The sequence below is a fragment of the Larkinella fluvii genome (assembly GCF_051857545.1).
Taxonomy (GTDB): Bacteria; Bacteroidota; Bacteroidia; order Cytophagales; family Spirosomataceae; genus Larkinella.
In genome coordinates this window covers 109,499-121,526 of the sequence record NZ_JBPZHB010000015.1, presented here as the reverse complement: position 1 = coordinate 121,526, position 12,028 = coordinate 109,499, and the positions used below count along the sequence as shown (strand labels likewise).

Below are 12,028 nucleotides of genomic sequence, written 5' to 3'. Positions count from 1 at the left end.
CTGACTGGAAATCTTACGCGCTCCTTACACTTATTTTTGAATAAATTTTAAAAGTCGATTGAACGGGAATGCCTGATTATCAGGGAACTAGATTTTTTGAAAAATCTAGTTCCCTGATTTTTAGCGGGTTATGTTAAAAATTTAAAAAGAATAATACTAGATTTAGGAGCAACATTGCTACCTGAAACTATGTCCATCGTAAACAAAGCGCGGCAGGCTTACAAAAGGCTGTTTCCTGCCCCGGTTCTCCATGATTTTCCGGCTGAGAACCTGCCCTGGATTGACAGGCAGAATCCGGACATCGAGGGCTTCGTCAAACAATTTCCCAAAGCCAGCCAGTTACCCTATGATTTGACCGAAAAGCTTCATTTTTGGCGCAAGAACGGGTATGTCATTCTTGAACAAGTCATTTCGGACGAACTGATCGATGCCTATCTGGCCGATGTGCAGGAATTGATCGAGAAGCACAAACAGTATGACATCAACATTCGCATCGACCGGCCCGAATACCGCAAACACCCGGTGATGAAAGTCCGGGATGTTCCGCGCGAAATTATTGAAGGCCAGTATATTAAAGTAATGGACTTCCACAATGCCTCGGTGGCCGGTAAGAAACTGATGCTTCACAAAGCCATTGTTTCGTTTCTGGAGGCCATTTTCAACGAAAAGGTGGTGGCCATGCAGAGCCTGACCTTTTTGTATGGTTCACAGCAGGAAACCCACCAGGATTTTCCGTATGTCGTCCCCCAGGTTCCGAGTCATCTGGCCGCAGCCTGGATCGCGCTGGAAGATGTGAAACCCGGATCGGGTGAACTGCATTACTTTGTTGGTTCGCACAAGATTCCGAAATTCAACTGGGGAAACGGTATTTTCTTCACGGGTGAATCGACCAAAAATCCCACGGATTTCGGCCGTTATCTGATCGCCGAGTGTGAGGGGCTGGAGCGGAAGACGCTGTTGCTCAAAAAGGGCGACGTTCTGATCTGGCATGCGGCTCTGGCCCACGGTGGCGAACCGATTCTGGATGAGAACCTGACCCGCAAATCGTACGTCTGTCATTATTCTTCGGCCCTGGGGTATTTCCGGCACCGGCACGACCTCGTAAACGAGCCCGTCCGCTACAACCTGAACGGGGCTGACGTCTTTGCGGACCCCACGCTGAAAGAATACGAAAATACCTTTCAACGCGGTGAGACGATCCAGGAATAGTAGTTACCCGTTTTTTCCATAAAAAAATCGCCCTCCAAGTCGGAGGGCGATTTTTGATTCTACCAATCTCAATTAACTATCAGTTAGAGGAAAGAAGGTAGACAAGAGATGAAAGAGGGGCCTAATACCGTGTGGTATGATCGTTTTTACCCTCTTTTTTCTCATGTCTATGCGCTTTCTTCGCATATAAAACGCCTTTACCGATCAACACTCTTGATCGAGCTGGCACCGGAAGTATTGGAGCGAATGGAGGCCGAGCCACGGTAGGTTAGGCTGCTGGCTCCGCTGGCGTCGGCATCGAGCCGGTCGCTGACGTTCATCCGGGCACTGCTGGCTCCCGACAGCTCTACTTTGGCACTCGAAACCTTCAGGTCATAGGCTTTCAACGTCGTTGCCCCTGAAACGTCGCCGTCGAGCCGCTTGGCCTGGCCGGTTAACGTCACATTCGAGGCACCCGACAGATCGACCATCACGCGTTCGGCATCTACTTCGATGGTCGACGTCGATGCGCCCGAAATATCGACCCCCAGGTCCTTGAGGTTGCGGAAACCGGTCACATCGGACTTGGAAGCGCCCGAGAAGGAAACACTTTTCAGATCCGGCATCGTAATCGTGACGGTTACCCGCTGGCGGTTCCGGTTCCAGCCGAGTTTATCCTTGTAACGCACCTGGAGTTTATTGTTGATCACTTTCGCTTCCAGATCGTCCAGGTCATCGCCCCGCCCCGAAGCTGTCACTTTGTAGCCACTGCCGCGCGTCACGTGAATGGTAAAGGCACTGCCCAGGTCGAGTTTGTCGAAGTTGCTGACGTTGAAGGTCCGGGTTTCGTCCTGAACGGGCAGGGCGCTCATGATTTCGACCAGTTGGCTTCCCGAAGGACTGATGGCGGCTATCGATAAAACCGTTGTCGAGAGCAGAAAGGGGGTGAATAAGGAAAACGCAAGTGACCTTTTCATAGCAGATTTTAGTTGAATAATTCAGGCTAAAGATGCAAAACCGTATTAAAACGTTGCATCTATTGCGGCTGATTCGTATTTCCGTGTACGCTGCTGGCTCCGCTGGTTTTCGACTTCAGATCGTCTACCGTGCCGAATTCCGCGTTGCTGGCCCCGACGGCTTCGACGTCGGCCCGGCCAACTGTCATTGCCGTCGCATCGAGCTTACAGGCCCCGGACAGGTGCGCGTTCACATTGTTGGAGCGTCCCCTCAGGGTCGCCTTCGAAGCGCCGGTCAGGTCGATGTCCAGTTTGTTGGTTTTGACGTCAATGAGGGCTTTGCAGGCTCCGGTCAGGTCGATGTCCAGGTTGTCGAGCGAGTCGAAACCGGTAATGATCGACTGCGTGGCTCCCGAATAATGGATGGATTGCACATCCGGCATCGTTACCGTGATGCCGATCCGACGGCGGTTGCGCCATTTGAAAATACCCTCGTTCCGGAAATCGACGTGGAGTTCGCCGTTTTCAACCTGAACCCGTAGATCGTCGATGTCTTCTTCACGGCCATCGGCCACCACCTTGAAGGTTTCGCCCCGTTTTACCCGGACGGCAAAGGCACCCCCCATGTCGATTTTTGAGAAATTTGTCGCTTCAAACTGGCGGGTGTATTCACCTTTCTGGTGGAAATCATCTCCCAACTCGTTGCGCAGCGCTTCGTCGATGGCGTCGTTGGTATCGAAGTCTTCCTCGTAGCGGTTGTCGTTCAGTTCACGCGGGTGGGTCAGGGAAACCAGACCATCGGTTTTGCTGAATTTCCAGATACTGGTTTTCATGCGCTCCAGTTCTTCGTTTCCAAACTCGTTGCGAATATGACGGGCAAAGGCTTCGGTCATTCGGAACGGGCGTTCGTAAGGAATGTAGATCGTGAGGTCGATATCCTGCCCCCGAAACCGTGATCCCGGTTTGATTTCGTAGCTGTCGTCAAACCGAATCAGCGAGTCTTTTACCGACCAGTTATACAGGATAGTCCGCGCATTTTGCTGGGCTTGCTGGCGGGTAGGCCCCTGGGCTTCCTGACGCTTGAGCAAGCTCCAGGCTGTGCCCTCGACGCCTTCCAGTTCAATGGCTGTATGAAAATCGTTGTCATTGTCGTCCTCGTCATTGATGTCGAGCGTCGGGATGGCTGCCGGAACCGGCAACGTCACCGTCTCCTCGATGTGACCGCTGCGGCTGAATTCATTGACCACCTGCGGAACCGTAGCGGCCAGACCAATCAAGCCTAAAAACCAGACACTCAACAGCGTTAAGGAAATGGCGGTGGTCACCAGGGCCCGTTGCGAAATGATCATGATTCCGAGAATTGCAATGGCCAGACCGGGCAGAAAAACCGCAACGAAGGCCGACAGAATCATCGGGGGGGTGATTTCCCGCTGGATCATATAGGGAATGTCGCTATTCCCGAAGTGAATTCCTTTCAGGCCAAAAACCGTACCCAGAACGCCCAGCGCGCCCACCATAATGGCAAACCCGACCACGACCAGAAACACCCCGGCTAGAACCCGCACGATGGAGACCGTGCCGCGTGCCAATGGTCCCAGAATACTGGCCAGCCCGTTGAAAATGGTGGCAATTAGTCGAAACGGAAACAGCAGAACTTTGGCCAGCGTACTTTCTTCGGCGGTTTCGTTGATATCAAGGCTGCGCTTGATATTGCTCTCGATATTCGAGAGCGTAATGGGCTCCCCCTGCATTTCCATCTTTTCGGTTAACGTATTGGCCGTCGGCGAGATGATCCAGAGAACGATGTAGGCCAGCAAACCGGTACCGAACAGGAAGATGGTCAGAACAAACAGCAGACGAACCACCCCGGCATCGATGCCAAAGTAAGCGGCAATCCCCGAAGCAACCCCACCCAGGACTTTATCGTCGGGATTTCGGTAAAACTTCTTGACACTTTTGTCGTCTTCCAGCGTCATGGAACCCGGAAAGGCCACCCACATGGCGATGTACAGAATCACGGTAAACCCGGAAATGCCGCCAAAGAATTCATCACTGCCATGGCCGAAAATCCCGCTGAAAGGCGGCAGGGCCAGAATGAGCGTCACAAAAATCAACCGCACCCAAACCGGGTCGATATTGAAATAATTGGCAATCCCGGAGGCAACGCCACCGGCAATTTTCCGGCGCAGGTCACGGTATAGTTTGCGGGGGGGCAAACCACTCGGGCGGGGCGGAGGCACCGAACCCGTTCCGGGGGCTGGGCCGGCTTTGGGTTCCGGATTGGCACCTGTCGTTGCGGCCGATTCGTAGGCTGCCTGCGAACGGCTGCTGGCGGCAACACCGATGCTGTCTTCTTCTTCGATGGCTTCGAAATCGGCCACCGTTCCCATCGACAGAATCAATTCGTTGACATCTTCCAGCGTGACTACCTGGCGCGGACTGGCCTGTTTTTCTGCCGCCTTGAGTTTGTTGAGCAGTTTTTCGGCAATCCGGTTTTCGATGTCGGTAATGATTTCCTGGCTGTCTTCGTACGTCGAAAAGTAGTGTTGAATCGACGTGAGATACCCTTTTAATTTATCGTAGCCATCTTCCTCGATGTGGAAGATCACTCCGCTTATATTAATACTGATGGTCTTTTTCATGGCAACAAAGCGTGTGAAAGAGTCGAGATGTGTTTAGGTCAGTTTTCCGGATTGGGCTTTTCGGGATTGTTTTCGACGGACAGAACCGAGGTTTCCACGGCCGTCAATCCATTGATCGCAGCCTTGTGTTTTTCGGTTTTACTGACAATCGAGTTCACCGAATCGGATAATTCCTGCCACGTATCGTTCATTCCTTTCAGAGACGCCTGGCCGGTTTCGGTCAGCAGGTAATATTTCCGCGGGGGGCCGGAGGTTGATTCCACCCATTTATAATCGAGCAACCCGGCATTCTTGAGCCGGGTCAGAAGCGGATAAAGCGTGCCTTCTACGACCATGATGCGGGCGGACGTGAGTTCCTCCAGCATGTCGGAAGCATATACTTCGCCCCGCGAGATGATGTGCAGAATGCAGAATTCCAGAATTCCCTTCCGCATTTGCACTTGAGCATTTTCAATATTCATATCACTGCATGACGTTTAACTAGTTGACGGGGGTAGGAGCTGATCGGGTTATTCATGGTCGTAATCGGTTGTTCATCAGTTGTTGTTCACGTAGTAATTGGTGTCCAACCAGCTCCTGACCTTTCCAGTTTTGATAGTTCAAAGGTACACAAAGGTACTATGCAATGCAAGGTACTTTATAAAATACTCTTTGCTGAAATGATGAGCGGAAAAAATAATGAGATGAATGGCGGATTTGGCGTAAGCGCATATTAATTTGTAAGTTTAGCTGCCGGATTTTAGACACCCACGCCATGAGACTCATCCTGTTAAGCTTTTTGTTCTGTTTGTTATCGTTAAAATTGATTGCTCAAACAACTGAATTTGGTAACGAATGGATCGAATTTGGGCAAACCTACTACCGGATCCCCATCACCCAGCCCGGCGTGTACCGACTCACCACGGCCGACTTGCAGAAAGCCGGTGTTTCGGTGGCCTCCATCAACCCCACCAGCTTGCAGGTATTTCGGCGGGGTATCGAACTGGCGATTTACATAGCCGGCGAGTCGGACAACAAACTGGATGCGGACGATTATCTGGAGTTTATCGGCGAACGAAACGACGGTCGGCAGGACTCACTGCTCTACCGCCCCCGGAATGCCCAGCCGCATCCGTACTACAGCATGTATTCAGATACGGCTGCCTACTTTCTGACCTGGCGGCTCGACGGCCGGAAGGGCAAACGCATGGATGTTAGTTTCGAAACCGACGCGCAGGGCCTGACACCGGAGCCGTATCATCTGGCCGAGCAACTCACGGTTTTGACCAACGAAATCTCTATCAACCAGTCGAACGGCGGGCCTTCGCCTTTTCCGTCGGCCTACGAACTTTTTTTTGAAGAAGGTGAAGGCTATACCGGCCCGATGTTGAAAAAAGACAGCCTGGTTAGCCGAACCTTTCTGCTCGACGGCTGGGTGCGAACGGCACCCGAAAAACCGCACATGGAACTGTTGCTGAACGGACGCGATAACACCACCCACCTGGTCAATGTATTTTCGGGAAAAACCGCTCCGGGGTCGTCTCCGCTGGCAAACACGCGGTTCGAGTGGTTCAATGCGGGCCGTCTGGCGTTCGATGTACCGCCAGCAGATGTCTCGTCGTCGAATGAATTAACGCTTTCAACCCAATCATATGGTCCGTTTGAAACCGACCGCTATTCGGTGAGCTACTACCGGCTTCGGTTCCCGCAGACGTTCAGTTTGAGTAACCTGACCCGGAAGACCATCAACCTTTTGCCCAATCCCCAAGGCCGGTCGTATGTAGAGTTGACGGATGCTCCGGCCAATCCGTTGCTGTATGACCTGACCGATCCGGTTCACCCGCGCCGTCTGACCGCCGTCCGCGACCAGACCCTTCTGAAACTGATCGTACCCAATACCGAAACCCCGCGCCAGCTTCTGATCACGGCCGGAACGCTGACGCCTTCGCGATTAGAGCGGACGGTTTTTCGGAAGATCGATCCGGCGAAACACAATTATCTGGTGGTCAGCCACGAGTCGTTGATGAAACCGGTGGGCAACGTGGCGAATCCGGTCAAAGCCTACGCGGGCTACCGGGCGTCGGCAGCGGGGGGAAGCCACGATACGCTGGTGGTCACGATGAAGCAATTGCTCAATCAGTTTAGCTACGGCGAACGGACGCCCCTGGCCATCCGCCGGTTTGCTGATTACATGCTGACGGGAAAACCTTTGTCCGCCGATACGACCAAATACATGCTGTTGATCGGGCGCGGCAATGCGTATTATCCCATGCGGACGAGCGCGGATCAGTACTACCGCGACCTCGTGCTGACCATCGGCAATGTGCCGGGTTCCGACCTGTTATTGACGGAAGGGCTGGCCGGTTATCCGGCGAATGTGCCGGCGATTCCGACGGGGCGGATCAACACGCTGAATCCGCAGGAGGTGTTGGCGTACCTCGAAAAAGTGAAGGAGTTTGAACGCACACCCGTCAACGAGCCCTGGCGGAAGGAGGTACTGCACCTGAGCGGAGGGAGTTCGGTCTTTGAAGTGACCACGTTCCGGCGCATTCTGGATCGGGTGAGCGAAACCGCCCGCAGGCAGTATGTGGGGGCTAATATTACCGTCAAAGCCAAACAGACCGACGAACCGGTGGAACGCGTCGATGTCAGCGGGATTGTCAATGCCGGCGTTGCCCTGATGACGTTTTTCGGCCACTCGTCGCCCATCGTGACCGATCTGGATTTCGGCTATGCCTCCAAACCGTCTTACGGTTATCACAACAAGGGTCGGTATCCACTGATGTTTTTTAACGGCTGCGGAGTCGGAAATATCTTTTTCGGGTCGGTCGGTAATTTGTCCACCGACTGGCTGCTAACGCCCGACAAAGGAGCGATTGCGATTCTGGCGCACAGCGGTTCGGGCTATTCCGGGCCGCTCGAAACCTACACCCAGCAGTTCTACCAGACGTTATTTGCCGACACGGCTTTTCTCAACAAACCGATTGGGCTGATTCAGCAAGAAACCACCCGGCGCGTGCTGGCGCAATACAGCGGAGCCTACGACATTTCCAATGCTCACCAAATGGTGTTGCAGGGCGACCCGGTTTTGCGTTTGTTTCCCATTCAGAAACCGGATTTCAGCGTCAATTCGTCGGGCGTTTTCCAGCGGGGTTCGCAAAAAGATTCCGTGCGATTCGGCGTGGTGGTGACCAACGCGGGGCGTTTCGAGGCCGGGCAACGGGTGGGGCTGGCGGTTCGGCAACGGCTGGCCGACGGGCAGATGCGCTCGTATGGTACGAAGATGAACAACGCCATTGCCTACCGCGATACCCTCTTTTATGCCTTCAAACCGGAATCACTACCCAATGCCGATACGCCCAACCGGTTTGAAATTGCGGTTGATCCGGATAACCAGATTGCGGAGTCGGAAGAAAAAAACAATGTGCTGGTGTTCGACCTGAAAGCCGGGGCGGATGGCTACACGGTGGTCTTACCGGATTCGGGCCAGCGGTTTCCGCCCGACCGCCTGAACCCGCTGCTGAGTGTGACATTTGACGGTATTCAACTAAAAAATGAAGCCCTGGTGTCGGCCAATCCGCTGATTCGTCTGATTTTGCAGGATGAAGACCCGTACCGAATCCGTCAGGATACCGTCGGCATTGAGGTGTTCCTGAAAAAAACGTGTGCAACCTGCGATTTTGAACGCGTAACCCTGTCGGGTGTTGACGTTAGTTGGAAACCGGCCGGACCAGACAACCGGTTTGTCCTGGATTATCAGCCCCGGAATCTGGCGGATGGCCTGTATGCATTGCAGATTTATGCGGCCGATGTCAGCGGCAACCGGGCCGGGCCGGGGCCGTACGAGATCCAGTTTCGGGTCCAGAATGAGGATAGTTTATCCGCCGTGCAGGCAACGCCCAATCCGTTTTCGACGCACACCCGGTTACGGTTTACGGTTTCGGGACCGGAGTCGCCGGGGGAGGGGCAGATTCTGATTCGGAACCTGAACGGCCATCTCGTTCGCACCCTTTGGCAACCGGTGCGGGTGGGCGAGAATCTGGTTTTCTGGGACGGCACCGACCAGGGAGGGGTGCCACTGCCCAACGGTTTGTATGTCTTTCGGTTGTTGTTGACTGATGGGCGGCAGAAAAGTGGCAAGGCGGTGTTACATCGCTAAGCCGGTTTAATCCCAGCATTCCATCAACAGCAAATCGCCGGTTCGGTACTGAATCTTCACAAAACCGTCTTCGGCGGCTTCGTTACTGCTGCCGGTTCGGTAGCCCAAGGTCAGGGTTTCGTCGGCCAGGTTGTACTTAAGCCCTTCGGTAATGATGCCATCCACCGCGCCGACCGGAATCAGCGAAATGGGCGTGCCTTTGGCGTACCATTTTTCGAAAGAACCGGTCAAAGGCGTAATTTTTGAATGATCATCGACCATAACGACCTTAATCCGGTCTTTGTACCGAATGATATTGGTCATGTTCGTCATGGTGTGATCGGCCCGGCGGCCCGTGGCCCAGACGATGTTGACGGCCGGAAAACCGCGTTCGATCAGAAATTCGATGCCTTTGTCGAGGTCGGTTTTGTTCTGGTCGGGTGTATGAATGATTTCGATGGGGTATTGCCGTTCGCGAATCAGGTCGAAATCGGGCTGGTCATCGAAATCGCCGAGCAGGGCGTCCACCTTGATGTCCAGATCCAGCACGCGCCAGATGGCATTGTCCAGCACAACGACGAACGGATTCCATTCAAGCAGTTGGCCCAGCAGGTCCGGGTCGCAGCTTTCGCCGTTGGCAATCAGCAAAGCCGGTTCCTGTTTATCGCGTACAATGTGGTGAGAAGACATTGGGGAATGATGAGTTATGAATGATAAACCTGAATAGGTTGATTTACAAGCCCTTGTAGGTCAATGCGCTGGGGTAGATTTACAACCGCTGTTTTCCTCTTTGCAATAGCTGACGGAATTCAGATATGTCGTCCGGGGTGTTCACGTTCGTCAGCTCGTTCACGTCCTCGATTTCCAGTAACTCGATCGCATTGTTCATCAGAATGGTTCGCGGATAGGGTGTGCCTTCGTCGATGCCCCGAAGGATGGCCGGATAGGCGGCTGGCTCCCAAATGCAGACGGACGGTTCCGGGAAACGATGGTCGCTGTCCCAGAAAGCCGTCGCGATGGTTTCGCTCTTTCGATTGAAGACCAGTTTCTGGATCGATTGTTCGGATAAAAACGGCAAATCGCACACCACCACCAGCCAGGCGTGGTGGGCCGACTGCTTTTGGAAAGCTGTCAAAATACCGGCTAAAGGGCCCTTCACCGTCGAATCGTCCGGAATGAGCTTAAACCGGCTGTTGGCTAATTGAAGGGCCTGCTCCACATTGACCGACAAAAAAACGTCGTCGCAATACTTGGCTAACAAATCATGGAGGTGTTCGTACTGCGGTTTTCCGTGGTAGGCAATGGTGCTTTTGTCCACACCCATCCGGGTGCTGCGCCCACCGGCCAGCACCAGACCCAGCAGGGGAGAGCTTGGTTCAGGTGCTTTGGTGAAAGTCATTTTTTCCGCCGGTTTTGTCCAGCAACCGGGTTTCTTTGATCACAATATCGTGCGAAAACGCTTTGCACATGTCATACACCGTCAGGGCTGCCACCGACGCGCCCACAAGTGCTTCCATTTCAACGCCGGTTTTGGCTTCGAGGGCCGTGGTGCATTCGATGATCACCTCGTTTCCTTCGGTGGTAATCGTCAGTTTGCAACTGTCCAAACCAAGCGGATGACAAAGTGGAATCAGGTCGGACGTCCGTTTGGCGGCCATGGTGCCGGCGATGATGGCGGTTTGAAAAACCGGCCCTTTTTTTGTCTGAATATCCTGCCCTTGCAGGTGCTGCATGATGTCGTCGTTCAGCACCACAATGCTCCGGGCGCGGGCCACGCGCCGGGTGATGGCTTTGTCGCTGACGTCAACCATCGACGGATTGCCTTTGGGATCGATATGGGTAAACATAGATGAGTTGAGAGTTAAGAGTTATGAATTAAGAGTTAAAAGTAAATGCGTCAGCCAACCGCCGGGCGGCCCCGTCTTAATTCTTAACTCTTAACTCATAACTCTTAAGAGCTTGATAAACCCGGTGAACCGGTAATCCCATTACCGTATAAAAGGAACCTTCGATGCGCTGGATGCCGATCATGCCGATGGGTTCCTGAACCCCGTAGGCTCCGGCTTTGTCGAAGGGGCGGTATTTTTCGACGTAGGAGTTGATTTCATAGTCGTCCAGCGGATTGAAAACCACCGTAACCACGTCGGTGAACGAAACGGTTTCTTCGGCCGACAGCAGACAAACGCCCGTCATGACCTGGTGCGGCCGGCCCGACAGCCGCCGGAGCATCTGCACGGCTTCGTCGGCATCGGCGGGTTTGTTCAGAATATCGGAATCGACAACGACGATGGTGTCGGCGCACAAAACCAGTTGGTCGCCCAGATCAGCCCGAAACCGGTCGGCTTTCTGACGCGCCAGAAACGCCGGAACATCGGCAATGGGCATGTCTGCCGGGAAGCTTTCGTCGGTCGGTCGAACGTCTACGCGGAACGTACACCCCATTTCACGCATCAGTTGTTGTCGGCGGGGCGAATTGGATGCCAACACCAGGGGACGGGTTAATTGCATGGATTTCTGAAATATTATTCGTATACTTTAAACGGTTAACGGGGCAAAAGCATCTATTCCCTGCAAACATAACAACTAAACTTGTCTTGAAAACACCTTTTCAGATTCGAACCGCCACCCTGGATGACGCCGTGGCGCTGACCGATCTGGCGATCCGGACGATGCGGGAAGCTTTCGGGCCTCCACACAATCCGGCAGAACTGGTTGAAGCGTATATAGAAGAAACTTTTTCCGTTGAACAAACCCGTCAGGAACTGTTGGACCCCAAAGCAACTTTTTTAGTAACCGTTGGTTCCGATCAGGAAGTGGTGGGCTATGCGAAATTACGAAGAAACCGCCCGCCCCGTCAGCTCAAAGGCCAACAGGCCATCGAAATTCAGCGTTTATATGTATTGGATAGTCAAATCGGGAACGGATTGGGGAGACAACTCATGGAGAACTGCTTCGATCGGGCCCGTCAGGAAGGCTATCAAGCGCTGTGGCTGGGGGTGTGGGAACGGAACAAACGGGCCATTGGCTTTTATGAGCGGATGGGTTTTCAGAAATGTGGGTGGCATTATTTTCAGTTTGGCCACGAACGGCAGCGGGATTACTGGATGAAAAAAGAGGTACAGTAG

10 protein-coding genes are annotated in these 12,028 nt (G+C 53.4%); 3 read left to right on the top strand and 7 right to left on the bottom strand.

Features of this window, described 5'->3' with window-relative positions; genetic code table 11:
* Positions 1-189: 189 nt before the first annotated feature.
* Complete coding sequence (locus ACS5NO_RS30240) at positions 190-1,209, top strand: phytanoyl-CoA dioxygenase family protein (protein WP_439418585.1); 1,020 nt, start codon at positions 190-192, stop codon at positions 1,207-1,209.
* 197 nt (positions 1,210-1,406) lie between these two features.
* Here the strand turns inward: ACS5NO_RS30240 and ACS5NO_RS30235 are convergent, their stop codons facing one another.
* The 3 genes from ACS5NO_RS30235 to ACS5NO_RS30225 are packed head-to-tail and all read right to left on the bottom strand — an operon-like array spanning position 1,407 to position 5,247.
* Positions 1,407-2,165 (bottom strand): head GIN domain-containing protein, encoded by a 759-nt coding sequence (locus tag ACS5NO_RS30235; protein ID WP_114407176.1) that lies wholly within the window; start codon positions 2,163-2,165, stop codon positions 1,407-1,409.
* Positions 2,166-2,224: 59 nt separating this feature from the next.
* Positions 2,225-4,786, bottom strand: a complete 2,562-nt coding sequence (locus ACS5NO_RS30230; protein WP_439418584.1) for a PspC domain-containing protein — start codon at positions 4,784-4,786, stop codon at positions 2,225-2,227.
* A 38-nt stretch (positions 4,787-4,824) separates the two neighbouring features.
* Positions 4,825-5,247: a PadR family transcriptional regulator gene (locus ACS5NO_RS30225; RefSeq protein ID WP_114407178.1), complete on the bottom strand. Its 423-nt coding sequence runs from the start codon at positions 5,245-5,247 to the stop codon at positions 4,825-4,827.
* 293 nt (positions 5,248-5,540) lie between these two features.
* Between ACS5NO_RS30225 and porU2 the strand changes: the two genes are divergently transcribed.
* Positions 5,541-8,924, top strand: a complete 3,384-nt coding sequence (gene porU2, locus ACS5NO_RS30220) for a putative type IX secretion system sortase PorU2 (protein ID WP_439418583.1) — start codon at positions 5,541-5,543, stop codon at positions 8,922-8,924.
* A gap of 6 nt (positions 8,925-8,930) precedes the next feature.
* Here the strand turns inward: porU2 and ACS5NO_RS30215 are convergent, their stop codons facing one another.
* The 4 genes from ACS5NO_RS30215 to ACS5NO_RS30200 all read right to left on the bottom strand — a co-directional run bounded on the left by ACS5NO_RS30215 (position 8,931) and on the right by ACS5NO_RS30200 (position 11,411).
* Positions 8,931-9,593 carry a thiamine diphosphokinase gene (locus ACS5NO_RS30215; RefSeq protein WP_439418582.1) on the bottom strand — a complete coding sequence of 221 codons (663 nt, stop codon included), beginning with the start codon at positions 9,591-9,593 and terminating at the stop codon, positions 8,931-8,933.
* 79 nt (positions 9,594-9,672) lie between these two features.
* Positions 9,673-10,302, bottom strand: a complete 630-nt coding sequence (locus ACS5NO_RS30210) for an NTP transferase domain-containing protein (protein ID WP_439418581.1) — start codon at positions 10,300-10,302, stop codon at positions 9,673-9,675.
* Positions 10,280-10,750 (bottom strand): cyclic pyranopterin monophosphate synthase MoaC, encoded by a 471-nt coding sequence (gene moaC / locus ACS5NO_RS30205; protein WP_439418580.1) that lies wholly within the window; start codon positions 10,748-10,750, stop codon positions 10,280-10,282. Before moaC ends, ACS5NO_RS30210 begins: the two co-directional genes overlap by 23 nt.
* A gap of 76 nt (positions 10,751-10,826) precedes the next feature.
* Positions 10,827-11,411 carry a Maf family protein gene (locus tag ACS5NO_RS30200; RefSeq protein ID WP_439418579.1) on the bottom strand — a complete coding sequence of 195 codons (585 nt, stop codon included), beginning with the start codon at positions 11,409-11,411 and terminating at the stop codon, positions 10,827-10,829.
* Between the two features lie 86 nt (positions 11,412-11,497).
* On the opposite strand from ACS5NO_RS30200, the gene ACS5NO_RS30195 reads away from it, so the two are divergent.
* Positions 11,498-12,028 carry a GNAT family N-acetyltransferase gene (locus ACS5NO_RS30195; RefSeq protein WP_439418578.1) on the top strand — a complete coding sequence of 177 codons (531 nt, stop codon included), beginning with the start codon at positions 11,498-11,500 and terminating at the stop codon, positions 12,026-12,028.

Bases quoted from the DNA above. Each gene is read 5' to 3' on its own strand.
- ACS5NO_RS30240 (WP_439418585.1), top strand. From the start codon at position 190: ATGTCCATCGTAAACAAAGCGCGGCAGGCTTACAAAAGGCTGTTTCCT.
- ACS5NO_RS30235 (WP_114407176.1), bottom strand. From the start codon at position 2,165: ATGAAAAGGTCACTTGCGTTTTCCTTATTCACCCCCTTTCTGCTCTCG.
- ACS5NO_RS30230 (WP_439418584.1), bottom strand. From the start codon at position 4,786: ATGAAAAAGACCATCAGTATTAATATAAGCGGAGTGATCTTCCACATC.
- ACS5NO_RS30225 (WP_114407178.1), bottom strand. From the start codon at position 5,247: ATGAATATTGAAAATGCTCAAGTGCAAATGCGGAAGGGAATTCTGGAA.
- porU2 (WP_439418583.1), top strand. From the start codon at position 5,541: ATGAGACTCATCCTGTTAAGCTTTTTGTTCTGTTTGTTATCGTTAAAA.
- ACS5NO_RS30215 (WP_439418582.1), bottom strand. From the start codon at position 9,593: ATGTCTTCTCACCACATTGTACGCGATAAACAGGAACCGGCTTTGCTG.
- ACS5NO_RS30210 (WP_439418581.1), bottom strand. From the start codon at position 10,302: ATGACTTTCACCAAAGCACCTGAACCAAGCTCTCCCCTGCTGGGTCTG.
- moaC (WP_439418580.1), bottom strand. From the start codon at position 10,750: ATGTTTACCCATATCGATCCCAAAGGCAATCCGTCGATGGTTGACGTC.
- ACS5NO_RS30200 (WP_439418579.1), bottom strand. From the start codon at position 11,411: ATGCAATTAACCCGTCCCCTGGTGTTGGCATCCAATTCGCCCCGCCGA.